This is a genomic window from Streptomyces sp. ISL-87 (assembly GCF_018614095.1).
Classification (GTDB): Bacteria; Actinomycetota; Actinomycetes; order Streptomycetales; family Streptomycetaceae; genus Streptomyces.
This window is the reverse complement of the sequence record NZ_JAGGOY010000022.1, coordinates 1-16,835: the sequence shown is the minus strand read 5'-3', so window position 1 is coordinate 16,835 and position 16,835 is coordinate 1. Positions and strand designations below refer to the sequence as shown.

At 72.4% G+C, this 16,835-nt stretch carries 14 protein-coding genes; 6 read left to right on the top strand and 8 right to left on the bottom strand.

The genetic code is table 11. From position 1 onward, the window contains the following. Window positions 1–246 precede the first annotated feature (246 nt). The 5 genes from J7I97_RS08035 to ffh all read left to right on the top strand — a co-directional run bounded on the left by J7I97_RS08035 (window position 247) and on the right by ffh (window position 7,901). The gene (locus J7I97_RS08035; protein WP_374103532.1) at window positions 247–1,758 is read left to right on the top strand and encodes a hypothetical protein; all 1,512 of its coding nucleotides are present in this window, start codon (window positions 247–249) and stop codon (window positions 1,756–1,758) included. Between the two features lie 311 nt (window positions 1,759–2,069). Further along, the gene (locus J7I97_RS08030) at window positions 2,070–3,416 is read left to right on the top strand and encodes an ammonium transporter (RefSeq protein WP_214932151.1); all 1,347 of its coding nucleotides are present in this window, start codon (window positions 2,070–2,072) and stop codon (window positions 3,414–3,416) included. Next, the gene (locus J7I97_RS08025; RefSeq protein ID WP_214932149.1) at window positions 3,413–3,751 is read left to right on the top strand and encodes a P-II family nitrogen regulator; all 339 of its coding nucleotides are present in this window, start codon (window positions 3,413–3,415) and stop codon (window positions 3,749–3,751) included. Before J7I97_RS08030 ends, J7I97_RS08025 begins: the two co-directional genes overlap by 4 nt. Before the next feature lie 17 nt (window positions 3,752–3,768). After that, window positions 3,769–6,195, top strand: coding sequence for a [protein-PII] uridylyltransferase (locus J7I97_RS08020; RefSeq protein ID WP_214932146.1), 2,427 nt, complete (start codon window positions 3,769–3,771; stop codon window positions 6,193–6,195). 134 nt (window positions 6,196–6,329) lie between these two features. Further along, a complete protein-coding gene (ffh, locus tag J7I97_RS08015; RefSeq protein WP_214932144.1) occupies window positions 6,330–7,901 on the top strand; it encodes a signal recognition particle protein in 1,572 nt (523 codons plus the stop codon). A 78-nt stretch (window positions 7,902–7,979) separates the two neighbouring features. On the opposite strand, the gene J7I97_RS08010 is transcribed toward ffh, so the two are convergent. The 8 genes from J7I97_RS08010 to J7I97_RS07975 all read right to left on the bottom strand — a co-directional run bounded on the left by J7I97_RS08010 (window position 7,980) and on the right by J7I97_RS07975 (window position 15,274). Continuing rightward, complete coding sequence (locus tag J7I97_RS08010) at window positions 7,980–9,140, bottom strand: alanine racemase (RefSeq protein WP_214932141.1); 1,161 nt, start codon at window positions 9,138–9,140, stop codon at window positions 7,980–7,982. Window positions 9,141–9,142: 2 nt separating this feature from the next. Then, window positions 9,143–10,273 (bottom strand): aminotransferase class V-fold PLP-dependent enzyme, encoded by a 1,131-nt coding sequence (locus J7I97_RS08005; RefSeq protein WP_214932138.1) that lies wholly within the window; start codon window positions 10,271–10,273, stop codon window positions 9,143–9,145. Continuing rightward, complete coding sequence (locus J7I97_RS08000; RefSeq protein ID WP_214932135.1) at window positions 10,270–11,226, bottom strand: phosphotriesterase; 957 nt, start codon at window positions 11,224–11,226, stop codon at window positions 10,270–10,272. Before J7I97_RS08000 ends, J7I97_RS08005 begins: the two co-directional genes overlap by 4 nt. A gap of 5 nt (window positions 11,227–11,231) precedes the next feature. Continuing rightward, window positions 11,232–12,608, bottom strand: coding sequence for a YhfT family protein (locus J7I97_RS07995; RefSeq protein WP_308369298.1), 1,377 nt, complete (start codon window positions 12,606–12,608; stop codon window positions 11,232–11,234). A 19-nt stretch (window positions 12,609–12,627) separates the two neighbouring features. Continuing rightward, window positions 12,628–12,987: a DUF2620 family protein gene (locus J7I97_RS07990; protein WP_214932132.1), complete on the bottom strand. Its 360-nt coding sequence runs from the start codon at window positions 12,985–12,987 to the stop codon at window positions 12,628–12,630. A gap of 54 nt (window positions 12,988–13,041) precedes the next feature. Next, the gene (locus J7I97_RS07985; RefSeq protein ID WP_214932130.1) at window positions 13,042–13,413 is read right to left on the bottom strand and encodes a PRD domain-containing protein; all 372 of its coding nucleotides are present in this window, start codon (window positions 13,411–13,413) and stop codon (window positions 13,042–13,044) included. Between the two features lie 88 nt (window positions 13,414–13,501). Next, window positions 13,502–14,440 carry a GntR family transcriptional regulator YhfZ gene (yhfZ, locus tag J7I97_RS07980; protein WP_214932126.1) on the bottom strand — a complete coding sequence of 313 codons (939 nt, stop codon included), beginning with the start codon at window positions 14,438–14,440 and terminating at the stop codon, window positions 13,502–13,504. A gap of 159 nt (window positions 14,441–14,599) precedes the next feature. After that, complete coding sequence (locus tag J7I97_RS07975) at window positions 14,600–15,274, bottom strand: methyltransferase type 11 (protein ID WP_251049250.1); 675 nt, start codon at window positions 15,272–15,274, stop codon at window positions 14,600–14,602. A gap of 131 nt (window positions 15,275–15,405) precedes the next feature. Between J7I97_RS07975 and proS the strand changes: the two genes are divergently transcribed. Beyond that, the gene (gene proS, locus J7I97_RS07970; RefSeq protein ID WP_214932119.1) at window positions 15,406–16,818 is read left to right on the top strand and encodes a proline--tRNA ligase; all 1,413 of its coding nucleotides are present in this window, start codon (window positions 15,406–15,408) and stop codon (window positions 16,816–16,818) included. Window positions 16,819–16,835: the final 17 nt, after the last annotated feature.

The window sequence follows — 16,835 nt, the reverse complement described above, 5'->3', positions numbered from 1 at the left end:
TGTCAAGTGAATCGCGCCTGGCGGGTGGCGAGTTCATTCGAAGGGGTGGCGAATGGTGGCGTTTCTGGAATCGACCTCGCCGTGCGGGTGATCGTAGGATTACTTTCAGTGCACGAACCCCGAAGGCGGACCCGTCCGTGGGTATGCCGGAGGCAATGCGTGGAGGACTTGTGAAGGTCCGTGGCGACGGTTGCCGCTCCAGCCAGGGTTTGTGCTGAAGAGGCTGAAACGGATGGGGGCGTTCCTGTGAGCGGCAACGGCGCAAGCGGAACGAGCGACGAGTCCGAGGTGCCGTCGGGATCCACCGACCGCAATGAACAGCTGACCTCGTGGTTCGTCCGCAGCGGCTGGTCCAAGGGCGAACTCGCACGCCAGGTCAACCGGCGGGCCCGCCAGATGGGCGCCCACCACATCAGCACGGACACCTCCCGGGTACGCCGCTGGCTCGACGGCGAACAGCCCCGCGAGCCCGTCCCGCGGATCCTCTCCGAGCTGTTCTCCGAGCGCTTCGGCTCCGTCGTCGCCATCGAACAGCTCGGCCTGCGCACCGCCCACCAGACCCCCTCCGTCTCCGGCGTGGACCTGCCCTGGGCCGGCCCGCAGACCGTGGAGCTGCTCAGCGAGTTCTCCCGAAGCGACCTGATGCTGGCCCGCCGCGGGTTCCTCGGGACCTCGCTCGCCCTCTCCGCCGGCCCCGCCCTCATCGAGCCCATGCAGCGCTGGCTCGTCCCGGTCCCGGCCGCCGACCCCGGATCGCGCACCGAGGGCGGGCCGGCGGGCCTCACCACCGGACACCGGCCGCCCAGGCTGTCCGAGCCGGAGCTCGACCTCCTCGAAGCCACCACGGTCATGTTCCGCCAGTGGGACGCGCAGTGCGGGGGCGGCCTGCGCCGCAAGGCCGTGGTCGGGCAGCTGCACGAGGTCACCGACCTGCTCCAGGAGAACCACCCGGCCCCGGTCATGAAGCGGCTCTTCAAGGTCGCCGCCGAACTCGCCGAACTGGCCGGCTGGATGAGCTACGACATCGGCCTGCACCCCACCGCGCAGAAGTACTTCGTCCTCGCGCTGCACGCCGCCAAGGAGGGCGGGGACAAGCCGCTCGGCTCGTACATCCTCTCCAACATGAGCCGCCAGATGATCCACCTCGGCCGCCCCGAGGACGCCCTGGAACTCATCCACCTCGCGCAGTACGGCAGCCGCGACTGCGCCGGCCCGCGCACCCAGGCCATGCTGTATGCGATGGAGGCCCGGGCGTACGCCAACATGGGCCAGCCCAGCCGCTGCAAGCGGGCCGTCCGGATGGCCGAGGACACCTTCGGCGACGTCGGCTTCGGCGGCGAGCCCGAACCCGACTGGATCCGCTTCTTCTCCGAGGCCGAGCTCAACGGCGAGAACTCGCACTCGTACCGCGATCTGGCCTACGTGGCCGGGCGCAGCCCCACGTACGCCTCCCTCGCCGAACCGGTCATGGAACGGGCCGTCGAACTCTTCGAGAAGGACGACGAACACCAGCGTTCGTACGCGCTCAACCTCATCGGCATGGCCACCGTGCACCTGCTCCAGCGCGAGCCCGAGCAGGCCACCGTCCTGGTCGGCCGCGCCCTCGATGTGGCGGGAAAGGTTCGCTCCGAACGGGTGAACACCCGGCTGCGCAAGACCGTAGACACCGCCGCCCGTGAGTACGGCGACGTCGCCGAGGTGGTCCGGCTCACCGACCACCTCGCCTCCCGGCTCCCCGAAGCCGCGGAGGCCGTCTGACGGCCCTCTCGGCCGCCCCCAAGCCCCGGCCGCGGCAGGCACCCCCCGTGAAGGATCAGGCTCCCCCAGCCAGGCCACCCGGGGTGTCCGCCGCGGCCGGCCTCATGAACCACTCGTTCATGGACGCGTAACACGCCCGACCTCTTCGTCATCGGAGCGAAACACCCAGCGGCGCCGCCGGAAACCGGCCTGCGCGAATCTCATGGCCAATAACCGGCCAGCCCCCAGGCCCACCCCCAGGCCTTACGCCTTGCGCCGCTCAGGTTTCACGATCGCCCGCACGCGAACGTACCGACGACGAGGAGACGCCGATGGCATCAGCCATCACGACCCTCGCGGCAGACGCCCCGACGCTGTCTGCCGCGAACACCGGGTTCATGCTCATCTGCTCCGCCCTGGTCATGCTGATGACCCCGGGACTCGCCTTCTTCTACGGAGGCATGGTCCGCGTCAAGAGCAGCCTCAACATGCTGATGATGAGCTTCATCAGCCTCGGGATCGTCACGATCCTCTGGGTCCTCTACGGATTCAGCCTCGCCTTCGGCACCGACTCCGGCTCCATCATCGGCTGGTCCTCCGACTACGTCGGCCTCAGCGGCATCGGCATCACCGAGCTGTGGGACGGCTACACCATCCCGGTCTACGTCTTCGCCGTCTTCCAGCTGATGTTCGCCGTGATCACCCCGGCCCTGATCAGCGGCGCCCTCGCCGACCGCGTGAAGTTCAGCGCCTGGGCCCTGTTCAGCGCCCTATGGGTCACCGTCGTCTACTTCCCCGTGGCCCACTGGGTGTGGGGCGCCGGCGGCTGGCTCTTCGAGCTCGGCGTCATCGACTTCGCCGGCGGTACCGCCGTCCACATCAACGCCGGCGCCGCCGCCCTCGGCGTGATCCTCGTCATCGGCAAGCGGGTCGGCTTCAAGAAGGACCCGATGCGCCCGCACAGCCTCCCGCTCGTGATGCTCGGCGCCGGTCTCCTGTGGTTCGGCTGGTTCGGCTTCAACGCGGGGTCCTGGCTCGGCAACGACGACGGCGTCGGCGCGGTGATGTTCATCAACACCCAGATCGCCCCCGCCGCCGCCATGCTCGCCTGGCTCGGCTACGAGAAGCTGCGCCACGGCTCCTTCACCACCCTCGGCGCGGCCTCCGGCGCCGTCGCGGGCCTCGTCGCCATCACCCCCTCCGGCGGCTCCTGCTCCCCGCTCGGCGCGATCGCCATCGGGGCCATCGCCGGTGTCGTCTGCGCCATGGCCGTCGGCCTCAAGTACAAGTTCGGCTACGACGACTCCCTCGACGTGGTCGGCGTCCACCTCGTGGGCGGCGTCATCGGCTCCCTCCTCGTCGGCCTCTTCGCCACCGGCGGGGTCCAGTCCGACGCGGCCGGCCTCTTCTACGGCGGCGGCCTGGAGCAGCTCGGCAAGCAGGCCATCGGAGTCTTCGCCGTCCTCGCCTACTCTCTCGTCGCGTCCGCGATCCTCGCCTTCCTCCTCGACAAGACGATCGGAATGCGGGTCACCGAGGACGACGAGGTCTCCGGCATCGACCAGGTCGAGCACGCCGAGACCGCCTACGACTTCAGCGGAGCCGGCGGCGGCGCCTCCTCCCGGAGCACCGCCGTACCGACCACCGCTGCCGCCGCGAGCAAGAAGGTTGACGCATGAAGCTCATCACCGCGATCGTGAAGCCGCACCGGCTGGACGAGATCAAGGACGCCCTCCAGAGGTTCGGGATCCAGGGGCTCACGGTCTCCGAGGCCAGCGGATACGGCCGCCAGCGCGGCCACACCGAGGTCTACCGGGGCGCCGAGTACACCGTGGATCTCGTACCGAAGATCCGCATCGAGGTGGTCGTCGAGGACGACGCGGCCGACGATGTGATGAATGTGCTCGTCACCGCCGCCCACACCGGCAAGATCGGTGACGGCAAGGTGTGGAGCGTACCCGTGGACTCGATCATCCGGGTCCGTACCGGCGAGCGCGGCGCTGACGCGCTCTAGGTGACGGGAGCTCCTGGGTGACGAGCGTCGAAGAGACCACGACCGATCCGGCCGACTCGGGACCCAGCGGTTACGCCGCGGCCCGGCTGCGACTCCTCCAGGAGGAGTCGCGGTCCGGGCCTTCCCGGCGTTCCGCCCTGTCCGGGCTGACCGACAACTGGCTGAAGGCGCTGTTCGCGACGGCCATAAGGGAAACAGGCGTACGGGGTGCGGCCCTGGTCGCCGTCGGCGGCTACGGGCGCGGCGAGCTCTCCCCGCGCAGCGACCTCGATCTGCTGCTGCTCCACGACGGCAAGGCCGAACCGCGGGCGCTGAGCGCGCTGGCCGACCGGATCTGGTACCCCGTGTGGGACCTGGGGGTGGCCCTGGACCACTCGGTACGGACCCCCGCCGAGGCCCGCAAGACGGCGGGCGAGGACCTCAAGGTGCACCTCGGGCTGCTGGACGCCCGGCCCGTCGCCGGCGACGCGGGGCTGCTGGCGGGCCTGCGCACCTCCGTACTGGCCGACTGGCGCAACCAGGCGGCCAAGCGGCTGCCGCAGCTGCACTCCCTGTGCCGGGAGCGGGCCGAGCGGGCCGGGGAACTCCGGTTCCTGCTGGAACCCGACCTCAAGGAGGCCCGCGGCGGACTCCGCGATGTCACCGCGCTGCGGGCGGTGGCCGCCTCCTGGCTGGCCGACGCCCCGCGCGAGGGCCTGGCCGAGGCGCACCGGCGGCTGCTGGACGCGCGGGACGCCCTGCACCTGGTGACGGGCCGGGCCACCGACCGGCTCTCGCTCCAGGAGCAGGACCAGGTCGCGGCGCAGCTCGGGCTACTGGACGCCGACGCGCTGCTGCGGGAGGTGTACGAGGCGGCGCGGGTCGTCGCGTATGCCGGTGACGTGACCTGGCGGGAGGTCGGGCGGGTGCTGCGTGCCCGGGCCGCCCGGCCGAGGCTGCGCGGGCTGCTGGGGACCCGGGGGGCCGCCGTGCCCGAGCGGGCGCCGCTGGCCGAGGGGGTCGTGGAGTCCGACGGCGAGGCCGTACTGGCCCTCGCCGCGCGTCCCGACCGGGACCCGGTGCTGCCGCTCCGCTTCGGCGCGGCAGCCGCGCAGGCGGGCCTTCCGGTATCCCTGCACGCCGTACGCCGGCTCGCGGCCCAGGCGAAGGCGCTGCCGGTGCCGTGGCCGGCGGAGGCGCGGGAGCAGCTGGTGACGCTGCTCGGCGCGGGGGAGCCGACGGTCGGGGTCTGGGAGGCACTCGAAGCCGAGGGCCTGATCAGCCGCCTGCTCCCCGACTGGGAGCGGGTCCGCTGCCGGCCGCAGCGCAATCCCGTCCACACCTGGACGGTGGACCGGCACCTGGTGGAGACGGCGGTGCGGGCCTCGGCCCTGACCCGCCGGGTGAGCCGCCCGGACCTCCTGCTGATGGCAGCCCTGCTGCACGACATCGGCAAGGGCTGGCCGGGGGACCACTCGGTGGCCGGCGAGACGATCGCGCGTGACGTCGCGGCCCGGGTGGGCTTCGACGCGGAGGACGTGGCCGTACTGGGTTCCCTGGTACGTCACCACCTCCTGCTGATCGACACCGCGACGCGGCGTGACCTCGACGACCCGGCGACCGTGCGGTCGGTCGCGGAGGCGGTGGGGTCGCTCGGCACGCTGGAGATTCTGCACGCCATGACGGAAGCGGACGCGCTGGCCACCGGACCGGCGGCGTGGAGCACGTGGCGGGGCTCGCTGGTGGCGGACCTGGTGGCGCGGGTCGCGGCGCTGCTCCAGGGTGCTGCTCCCGCCGTCACGGAGCTGGAGATCCCGACGACGGAACAGGAACGCCTGGCGGTGGAGGCGCTGCGCACGGGCGAACCGGTACTGGCGCTGCACGCCCGGCAGGAAGAGGACGCGGTGGGGGTGGAGCTGGTCGTCGCCGTCCCCGACCAGCCGGGTGTCCTCCCCGCGGTGGCGGGCGTCCTCGCCCTGCACCGCCTGACGGTCCGGGCCGCCGACCTCCGCTCCCTGGAGCTCCCCGACCAGCTGGGCGAGGTCCTGGTGCTGCGGTGGCGGGTCTCGGCGGAGTACGGCTCGCTGCCGGAGGTGTCCCGGCTGCGTACGGACCTGATCCGGGCGCTGGACGGCTCCTTGGACGTCCCCGCGAAGCTGGCGGACCGCGAGGCGGCGTACCCGCGGCGGCGGGGCGTGGTCCCGCCGCCACCCCGCGTCACGGTGGTCCCCGAGGTGTCCTCCCTGGCCACGGTCCTGGAGGTCCGCGCCCCGGATGCCGTCGGTCTGCTGCACCGGATCGGGCGTGCCCTGGAATCCTCGGGAGTCCGCGTCCGCAGCGCGCACGTTTCCACGCTGGGCGCCAACGCGGTGGACTCGCTGTATGTGGTCGACGCGGACGGCAAACCCCTGCCGCCGCTTGCGGCGACCACCCTGGCCGCCACCGTGGAGGCCGCCCTCCGCTGACCCCGCCCGGGGGGCGGCGGCCCGGCGCGGCCCCCCGTTACGGCGGAGCCTCAGACCGCAGGGGCCAGCACGCACCGCGGCCCGATACCCTGGGGGACGACCACACGCCCCCGACCCGAGGAATCGCGACCACCGTGTTCGATACGCTTTCCGACCGCCTCAGCGCGACCTTCAAGTCCCTCCGGGGCAAAGGCCGCCTCTCCGAGCAGGACATCGACGCTGCGGCGCGGGAAATCCGTATCGCCCTCCTCGAGGCCGACGTCGCACTCCCCGTCGTCCGCTCCTTCATCTCGAACGTCAAGGAGCGCGCCCGCGGCGAAGAGGTCTCCAAGGCCCTGAACCCGGGCCAGCAGGTCCTCAAGATCGTCAACGACGAGCTCGTCTCGATCCTCGGTGGCGAGACCCGCCGGCTGCGCTTCGCCAAGACCGCGCCCACCGTGATCATGCTCGCCGGCCTCCAGGGTGCCGGTAAGACCACCCTCGCCGGAAAGCTCGGCCTCTGGCTCAAGGGGCAGGGTCACGCCCCGCTCCTCGTCGCCTGTGACCTCCAGCGCCCCAACGCCGTCAACCAGCTCAGCGTCGTCGCCGAGCGCGCAGGCGTCGCCGTCTACGCGCCCGTCCCCGGCAACGGCGTCGGCGACCCGGTCCAGGTCGCCAAGGACTCCATCGAGTACGCGCGCACCAAGCAGTACGACATCGTCATCGTCGACACCGCCGGCCGCCTCGGTATCGACCAGGAGCTGATGCAGCAGGCCGCGGACATCCGCGACGCCGTCAGCCCCGACGAGATCCTCTTCGTCGTCGACGCCATGATCGGCCAGGACGCGGTCAACACCGCCGAGGCCTTCCGCGACGGCGTCGGCTTCGACGGCGTCGTGCTCTCCAAGCTCGACGGCGACGCCCGAGGCGGTGCCGCGCTCTCCATCGCGCACGTCACGGGCAAGCAGATCATGTTCGCCTCGAACGGCGAGAAGCTCGACGAGTTCGACGCCTTCCACCCGGACCGCATGGCGGGCCGGATCCTCGACATGGGTGACATGCTCACCCTCATCGAGCAGGCCGAGAAGACCTTCAGCCAGGCCGAAGCCGAGAAGATGGCGGCCAAGCTGGCGAAGGGCCCGAAGGAGTTCACGCTCGACGACTTCCTGGCCCAGATGGAGCAGGTCCGCAAGATGGGCTCCATCTCCAAGCTGCTCGGCATGCTCCCCGGCATGGGGCAGATCAAGGACCAGATCAACAACATCGACGAGCGCGACGTCGACCGCATGGCCGCGATCATCAAGTCGATGACCCCGGCCGAGCGCCACGACCCGCACATCATCAACGGCTCGCGCCGCGCCCGTATCGCCAAGGGCTCCGGTGCCGAGGTCAGCGCCGTCAAGTCGCTGGTCGAGCGCTTCTTCGAGGCCCGCAAGATGATGTCCCGCATGGCCCAGGGCGGCGGGATGCCCGGGATGCCGGGCATCCCCGGGATGGGCGGCGGCCCCGGCCGGCAGAAGAAGCAGGTCAAGCAGGCCAAGGGCAAGCGCAAGAGCGGCAACCCGATGAAGCGCAAGGAAGAAGAGGCGGCAGCCGCCGCCCGGCGCGAGCAGGGCCCGCAGGCCGTCGAGCCCGCCGCCGGCGGCAGCCCCTTCGGCCTTCCGACGGGCGGCCAGCCCGCCCAGGACTTCGACCTCCCGGACGAGTTCAAGAAGTTCATGAAGTAGGCGCAGCAGCACAGGGGAGGGGCCCCGGCCGGGAATACGCGGGAATACGGCCCGGGCCCCTTTCTCGTTTCCTCCCGCTCACAGCGCACGCCCGAGGGCGTCGTACTGCCCCACCAGCCGCGGTGAGCCGGTGGACAGTCCGGCGACGACCGCGACCCTGCTGCGGGTGACGAAGATCTGCGTCCGGAAGGCGAGCACCGCGGTGTCCCCGGCCCGGACCGCCCCGTCCGAAGGTGCTCCCAGCAGGCGGTAGTAGTCGATGTTCTCCGGGGGCGCGTCCCGTACCGGCAGGCGTGCGCCGGTGCGCGGAAGCAGCGCGTCCCTGATCCGGGCGCGCGGGTAGAACCCGCCGCCGAAAACGGCCGGGCGGCCGTCGGCCAGGGTGTGCGCGACCTCGGTGACGTACACGTACGCGGGCCGCTCCGGCTGGTGCGGATCCGCGGCGTGCAGCGGGGTGGTTCCGGTCAGGGCGTGCCCCGGCTCCCCATGGGTGGCTCCGTGCGCGACGAGCAGCGCCAGCGTGGCCATCGAGGTGGCGCCGGGCGCGCTCAGCTTCAGACCGTCGTGCCCCCGGGCGGCCAGCACTTGCCGGGCCTTGACCGCCAGCGCCAGATTCGCGGTCGGCCGGGGCACCCCCGACGCGGGGTCGCATCGTACGCACGGGAAGGCGGTCACCCCCGCGAGGCGGATCCCGGGCAGCCGCTCCATCTGCTCGGCGTACCCGTCCAGCGAGCCGAGCGGCACCCCGCCCTCCTGCCCCGGATACCCGGCGCCCTCGGCCCCCTCCAGCCGGACCAGCACATCCTGTACGAAGCCCAGCGCGCGCGCCGCGTCCGAGACGGCCCTGGCGTTGGCGAGGTCGAAGACGGTGACGGCCTCAGGGCGCCAGGCCAGCATCTCGGGCAGGTCGCGCCGCGGGATCTGGACGAGGTGGCCCAGGTTCCCGGCCCGGGCCCCGGCGGCGTGCAGCGCCCGCGCGCCCGGCGGGTCGATGGCGGCGAAGGCCGGCAGGTGCCGGGCGACGGCCCGGATCAGCTCGGGGACGCGGCCGAACTGCTTGGCCACGAACCAGAGGGTCAGGCCCAGCCGGTCGGCTCCGGCGGCGAGGAGGGCCGCGTTGGCCTCGACGGAGTCCAGGTCCATGACGTACGTGTCGGGCGCGATCGCCCCCGAGCGGTGCAGGGCGGCCGCCGCCTCGACGAGGGCCGGATTCCGGTGCAGCACGGTGTCGAGGAACATCGTCAGTCCAGTCCGGCGGAGGAGAGGGATTCGGAGGAGTCGATCGCGGCCAGCGCACGACGGAGGATGCCGAGGACCAGATCCGCCCCCGCCCGCATCGGGTTGATCCGCACGGCCCAGTCGGCGAGCCCGGGCGAGTCCGCCAGCGCCGACCCGGACAGCCGGTAGAAGAGCGGGGCGATCTCATAGCGGGAGTTGGCGCCCACCGGATAGGGCGCCGCCCCGAACCGGGCGGCCACGGCGGGCAGTCCACGCGCCACGGGCCGGTCCAGGCGCACCAGCAGGCAGCGGTCCTGCGCGTTGGCGATCCGTACCTCGGCCACCCCGGGCACCTCCCCGGCCGCCAGCCGGGCCGCCACCTCGGCCCCGACCTGCGACTGGACGGCCCACATGACCGGGACGTGCGTGAGGGCGCGCAGCGCGTCCAGCGCCTGGTGACCCTGCACCTGGCCGCCGCCGGAGTAGTTGTCGGCCCGGACCCGCCCGACCAGATCGCGGGCCCCGGCCACCACACCCACCCCCTCGGGGCCGTGCAGCTTGAAGAGGGAGAAGCAGGAGGCGTCGGCGCCCAGCTCCACCCCGCAGGCCGGAACCCGCAGGACGGCGTAGTTGTCGTCCACGATGCTCCGTACACCGGCGGCCGCACAGGCGGCGAGCACGTCGCCGAGGTCGTAGGAGTCGCCGAGCCGCTGCCGGGTGTGCTGCACGTACGCGAACCGGAACCGCCCGCCCGCCAGCGCCTCCTTCAACGCGGCCGCGTCGTTGAAGTCCGCCTCGACCTCCCTGACGCCCAGCGCCCGCAGGGTGACGGCGGTGCTCCGGTACACCGGTGCCCGGTGGATCAGCAGCGGTTCCCCCGAGGTCACGGCGGCGCCGAGCGCAGCCCGGATCGCCCCGGTCCCGGCGCCCTGCACCAGGGCGACGTCCTCGGCGCCGAGGAACGCGGCGAGCACGGCCTCGACCCGGGCGGTCGTACGGGGCCGCCCGAGCCCGGGGACCACCCCGGCGTCGGCCTCGAAGAGCTGTGGGCCCTCGAAATGGGCGGCGGTGCACTCCAGCAGCCGGAACTGCCGGGCCACGGCATCCGCGAGCGGGACGGTGGCCAACGGGTAGGTCTCGGGAAGCCGCGTCACGGGCCCTCCTCACACGCACCGGCGGTACCGCCACCGGTCAGGAACCGCAGCACATTGCGCCGCGTCATCAGGTCGATCAGGTCCTCGCCCACCCCGGCCGCCCGCAGCCGGGGCAGGAACGAGCGGAACAAGTGCCCGTACCCCTGGCCGCCCTCTGCCTCCAGGTAGCCGCGCCGCGAGATGTCGCAGCTCAGCAGCACCCGGTCGGCGTGCCCCGCCTCGATCAGGGCCAGCAGCAGCCGCAGTCGTACGGAGTCGCTCGCGTAGCCCTCCTTGCCGATGGTGTCGAAGCCGACGTACGCCCCGGCCGCGGCCAGCTCCCGGTGCACGCCCGGATCGTCCAGCAGGTCCTGATGGCCCACGCAGATCCGGTGCGGGCCGAGCCCGGCGCCGGTCAGCAGTTCCACCTGGGCCGGGCCGCCGCGCCCGAGCTGCGCGTGCGTGACGACGGAGAGCCCGGTCGCGGTGGCGGCCAGCGCGGCGGCCAGCAGCACGCGCGTCTCCGGCCCGGTGGGCCGGTCCCCGTGGCTGCCGACCTCGCCGATGACACCGGGGCGGATCCCGGTGGCCCCGATTCCGCCCTCGATCTCGCCGATCAGCGTCCGCGCGAGCTGCCCGGCCCCGGCCTGACCGACCTCCGCGGGGTGGAAGGCCTCGTAGTACCAGCCGGTGGCCGCCACCACCGGCACCCCGGAGGCCGCCGAGATCCGCGCCAGCGCCCCGGCGTCACGGCCCATGCCCCGGCAGGTCAGCTCCACCACGAGGGAGAGCCCGAACTCCTCGCGCAGGGCGGCGAGTTCCTTGGTGACGGCGGGGGCGTCGGCCAGCGGGTCCAGGACGGCAGCCCCGTCGCCGGCCCGGTCGAGGTCGAGCACCAGGTGCTCGTGGGCCAGCGCGGGTCCCCGTACCGCCGCAGGCGACAGCGGTCCCCGGACCGTCCGCAGAAAGGTCACGCCGCTCACCCCCCGGCCGGAGCGAAGAGGTCCAGCCAGTACAGGACGTTGAGCACGACACCCCCGGCGACCACGGCGGCCGGGGCGGCGGCCATCTTCACGACCGGCCGGCCCATCGCCTCGTTGAGCAGGTACAGCCCGCCGCAGATCAGGATCCCGAGCCCGCCGCCCATCGCGTTGGCGGCCATCAGCGAGCCGAACAGGATGGCGAGCCCGAGCGCGTCGCCGATCGCGCCGCGCAGGTGCTCCGAGGAATCGCGGACGCTCGGGAGCCGCCCGAGCGCCGCGCCGACGGAGGACAGCGCGAGGACTTCGAGGGCGAACACCAGGGCGCCGACGGCGGCGGCCACGAACGGGTTCGGCAGCAGATAGCCGATCGGGTACACCAGGGTGAAGCCCGCGACCGCGTACGCGCCGGAGGCCAGGGCGGTCGTCGCGATCAGCGGGACGAAACCGAACGCCCGGTAGAAGTCGACCTGCGCCGCCTCGGCGTACCGGCCCTTGGCGATGAGGAAACTGGTGGCCTCCCCTCCGCCGAACATCTTCATCTGGGCCAGTACGCACACACCCGCGCCCAGCGCCATGAACAGCGGCAGGTAACGCCGCAGCCGCGCCGCACCCGCGCTGAACAGCGAGGCCATCGGGTCCTCGACGCCCCCGGGGAGCCCGTACGGGACGCCGCCCGCGGCCCGGTCGGCCCGGCGCTGCCCGAGGTCCTTGGCGACGGCGAAGCCGATCAGCATCAGCATGCCCACCGCCATGGCCGCCGCACCCGCGAACATGTGCGGCCAGACCTTCATCGTCAGCACGACCAGGACCAGTTCGACGGCGCCGGTGAGCCCGCCGCGCAGCCGCCCGAACTGCTTGGTGACGGCGAGCACGGGGAACAGCGTGAACAGGAACAGGATCGGCGTGGACATCTGCTGCATCGCCGTCAGGAAGTCGACCGGGAGTCCGTGCGCCAGGTCGTTCGCGCCGTTCAGGCCGAAGACGACGACCGCGCCCCAGCCGGCGCCGAGCAGCGGCGCCAGCCACTTCTTCGGGGCGAGGATGCCGAGGATGTCGGTGGGGAGGAACAGCAGCCAGGGGTTGAGGACCCCGCTGCTGAGTGCCATCGGCGCGCCGAGTCCGAAGATGAAGCCGGCCGAGAGGCCGAAGGACACGGCGGTGGTCGCGTTGCGCGTGGTGCGTCCGTGGATGAAGTCGAGCATGAACGGACGTACGCCGTCGTTGAAGACGGCCAGCGCCATGTGCGCGATGCAGGCGGTCAGCGCGCACAACCCGACGACCAGCAGTTTCTGAGGCGTCGAGAATTCGAGACCGGCGCCCGCGGCGGCGAGCGTGGTGTCCGCGAGGGCGGCGTTCGCGAGGGCGGGGCTCACGAGGGTGGCGCCCACGAGGTCAGGCGACCCTGGCGGCGATGGCGCGGGCCATCATCGGTGCGACGGTCTCGATCCGGTCGACGGCGAAGCCGAAGACCTGCTTGCCCTGCGCCAGCAGGGCCATGATGTCGGCCTCGGTGGGAACGGAGCGGCCGAAGGTGTGGCAGGCGGGGCCGCCCAGCAGGCCGACGAGGACGCCGAGGGAGGCGCCGGCGCCGGTGTGGCAGGTCCCGAGGAAGTAGTCGGCCTGGCCCGTACGCAGCTCCAGGGCCGCGTCCATGTCGTTGGACACGGTGATCTCGATGCCGCTGAGGCCGAGGCCGGTGACGGTGGTGGCGACCTCGGCCTTGCCGACGCCGCCAGTGAGGATCTTCGCCATGGTCGTACTCCTTGCGTGGCGAGAGTGTCAGGGGTGTCAGGGGTGTCATGGGTGTCAGGGGGACGGGCGGCCGAGCACGGCCAGGTGCAGGCCCAGGAAGGCGATCTCGGAGTCGGGGAGCGGGGCGCCCAGGGAGCCGGCGGCGCGTGCGGCGATGGCGTACGCCCGTTCGACGGCCTCGGGGTGGCCGGCCAGCTCGGCGGCCAACTGGCCGTCGGGGTCGGCCTGCTCGACGGGCTCGCCGTCCAGGAGCCGGGTGAGGGCCATCATCAGATGGCTCGTCAGCATGCTTGCCGTGGCCTCGGTGACGGTCCGGCCCTCGGCCGCCAGCGCACCGAGCTCGGTCGCGACGAACTCGGCGACCTCGGGGCGTACCTGTCCGCTGTCCCGGAAGAGCCGGATCCGGAGTGCGAGCTGATCGTCCACGATCGTCCGTTCGGGTGAATTGACAGTAACCAGGATTTTGGATTCTCGCGCCCGAGCCCGGGCTGGGGGCGAGCCGGCACTCAGCAGGCTAGTAGGCGGGGACCCGTTCCCCCCGCAGGACCTGGCCCTGCACGTCGGTGATCAGCGAGAGATCCAGCGCCCCGCGTACGGCGGCCAGTGCGCGCGCCCCCTCCGTCCGGCCGATGATCGCGGCGCTGGAATGGCGCAGCGACAGCTCCCGCGCGGCCTCGTCGCCCAGCGGCTGCACCTCCACTCCCTCACCGAGCCGGCCCTCCACCTCGTCCAGGTTCCACACGGTCGCATCGGCCTTCCCCCGGTCGAAGAGTTCCCGCAGCCGCAGCGGCGAGGCCTCGATCCAGCGGATGTCGTCCCGCCCGGCGAACGCCCGCCGGGCCAGCATCGGCTGTTCCTGCGAGGCGGCGTTCACCGCGACCCGCAGCCCCGGGGAGCCGATGGCGACCCCGCGCCGCAGCACCAGACCGTGCCCGCCGACGTACGTGGACGGGCCCAGGTCCGCGATCAGCTCGACCGGCTGCTCCGCGATCACCCGGTCGGCGGCGAAGCGGGACAGCACCGCCAGGTGGACCTTGCCTTCGGCCAGGGCGGCCGTACGGGCGGCCGCGCCGCGCATGAAGGTGATCGCGAAGGGCGCGCCGGCGGCCTCGAACGCGGTGCGCAGCCCGGTGGCGAGGCCCTCGTAGCGGCGGGAGTGGGGGAGCGGCATCGCGGCGAGCAGGGTGCCGAGGCCCGAGAGGCGCCAGAGTATTCCCCGGTCGGAGCGGACCAGGAAGGTCCCGAGATGGCCCCGGGCGGTGGTCTCGATCGCCCTGGATTCCTCCAGCAGGGCCAGTGCGGCCTGGACGGTGCCGTTGCCGACGCCCAGCTCCTCGGCGAAGTCGCGGACCCGGGGGAGCCGGGTGTCTGGCTCGTGGTTCAGCAACAGGGCGGCGAGCTGCCGGGCCGCGAGGCCGTTGCGGGTCAGGAGCCTGTCGTCGAAGCCGTTCACGTAAAGGACAGTAACCAGGATCCTGGATTTCGCCGGTTGGCCACGGCGGCCGTCCGGGCGAAACGATCCACCGCCCGGCGGGGCTGAATCCAGCGGCCCCGCCGGTGTCAGGCCCCGCCGACGTCAGGCCCTGGAATCGGCCGGCCGGTTAGGCCCCGGTTAGGCCACTCGGGCGACCACGTACCGAAAGATGTTCGGCAGCCACACGGCACCGTCACCGCGCTCGAACGGGTGAAGTGCCTCCGCCAGTTCCTTCTCCGCGAGCGCGGGATCGGCGCACCGGTACAGCCCCGTCGACAGGAGCCCCCGCACCGCGCTGTCCACATCCGCGTACCCGAAGGGGCAGAACACCCGGCCCGACCCGTCCGGCACCAGCCCGGCCGCCGACACCACCGCGTCCAGATCCCGTGCCACCGGACCGCCGCCCAGCACCGTCGGCACCGTGCACCGCTCCGCCGGGCCCCAGTCGGCCAGCACCACCGCCCCGCCCCGCCGGACCGCCGGCAGGGCCGCGGCCAAGTCGCCCGGGCCGGGCGAGAAGGCGAGCAGCACGTCGTACGGGACCGCGGGTCTCGGGGGAGCCGCCGCCACCTTCAGCAGCCGCTCGCGCGCCAGCGCACGCCTGGCCGGATCCGCCTCCACACCCGTGGCCAGGGCTCCCCGCCCCGCGGCCAGCAGGAGGGCGAGCCCGGCCCCGCAGTCGAGGCCGAGCAGCCGGTCGCCCGGCCCGACCTCCAGCCGGTCGTAGACCGCTTCGTACAGCGGTACCAGCATCCGTTCCTGGATCTCCGCCCAGTCCCGGGCGACGAGCGTCGCCGTCGGCGTCGGTGTCATCGAAAGAGCGCTCCTGATTCCGTCTCGCCCCCCTGCCCCCGTTGCCAGGGAACTCCCCATTCGCCCCCGCGTCCAGAGGAGCGCGCCACCCGATTCACGCTCGGCGCGCGGGGCGCCGTACCATTCGCGCCATGGCAAAGGCACCCGTTCTCACCCCGCAGGCGGAGGATTTCCCCCGCTGGTACCAGGATCTGATCAACAAGGCCGAGCTGGCCGACAACGGTCCGGTGCGCGGCACCATGGTCATCCGGCCGTACGGCTACGGCCTGTGGGAGCGGATGCAGCAGGAGATGGACGCGCGCATCAAGGACGCGGGCGCCCAGAACGCGTACTTCCCGCTGTTCATCCCGCAGTCGTACCTGACGAAGGAAGCCGAGCACGTCGAGGGCTTCGCCCCCGAGCTCGCGGTCGTCACGCACGGCGGCGGCAAGGAGCTGGACGAGCCGGTCGTCGTCCGGCCCACCTCCGAGACGATCATCAACGACTACTTCTCCAAGTGGGTCCAGAGCTACCGGGACCTGCCGCTCCTCATCAACCAGTGGGCCAACGTCGTCCGCTGGGAGATGCGCCCGCGCGTATTCCTCCGTACGAGCGAGTTCCTCTGGCAGGAGGGCCACACGGCCCACGCCACCTACGAGGACGCCCGCGACTACGCCGCCCGCATCCACAGGGACGTCTACGGCGACTTCATGACGAACGTGCTCGGCATCGACGTCGTGCTCGGCCGCAAGACCGCCAAGGAGCGCTTCGCCGGCGCCATCAACACCCTCACCCTCGAGGGCATGATGGGCGACGGCAAGGCCCTGCAGCTGGGCACGAGCCACGAGCTCGGCACCAACTTCGCCAAGGCCTTCAACACCCAGTACCTGTCGAAGGAAGGCAAGCAGGAGCTTGTCTGGCAGACCTCGTGGGGCGTCTCGACCCGCATGGTCGGTGGCCTGATCATGTCCCACGGCGACGACAACGGTCTCCGGGTCCCGCCGCGCCTCGCGCACGTCCAGGTCGTCGTCATGGCGATCAAGGGCGACGAGGCCGTGGCGAAGGTCCGCGAGCTGGGCGCCCAGCTGAAGGCCGCGGGCCTGCGGGTGTTCGTCGACGACCGCGTCGACACCCCCTTCGGCCGCCGCGCCGTGGACTGGGAGCTCAAGGGCGTACCGGTCCGCATCGAGATCGGCCCGCGCGACCTGGAGAACGGCACCGCTATGCTGGCCCGCCGTATCCCCGGCGGCAAGGAGCCGGTGCGGATCGACGCGCTGCTGGACCTGCTGCCCAAGGTGCTGGAGGAGGACCAGGCGCAGCTGCTGCGCGAGTCCCGCGAGCGCCGTGAGGCCCGTACCTCCGACGTCGCGACCATCGAGCAGGCCGCCGAGGCCGCCATCGCCGGTGGCTGGGCGCGGATCCCGTGGGCCGACCTCGGGCCGGAGGGCGAGGCCAAGCTCGCCGAGCAGGCCGTCTCCGTGCGCTGCCTGATCGCCGAGGACGGGTCGGTTCCGGAGGCGGACGACGCCCCCGGTACGGTCGCGATCGTCGCGCGCTCGTACTAGATGATCAATTCCAAGGG

Coding starts and splice junctions, on each gene's coding strand:
- J7I97_RS08030 (WP_214932151.1), top strand. CDS start 2,070: ATGGCATCAGCCATCACGACCCTCGCGGCAGACGCCCCGACGCTGTCT.
- J7I97_RS08025 (WP_214932149.1), top strand. CDS start 3,413: ATGAAGCTCATCACCGCGATCGTGAAGCCGCACCGGCTGGACGAGATC.
- J7I97_RS08010 (WP_214932141.1), bottom strand. CDS start 9,140: ATGTTCCTCGACACCGTGCTGCACCGGAATCCGGCCCTCGTCGAGGCG.
- J7I97_RS07990 (WP_214932132.1), bottom strand. CDS start 12,987: ATGGCGAAGATCCTCACTGGCGGCGTCGGCAAGGCCGAGGTCGCCACC.
- J7I97_RS07975 (WP_251049250.1), bottom strand. CDS start 15,274: ATGACACCGACGCCGACGGCGACGCTCGTCGCCCGGGACTGGGCGGAG.
- proS (WP_214932119.1), top strand. CDS start 15,406: ATGGCAAAGGCACCCGTTCTCACCCCGCAGGCGGAGGATTTCCCCCGC.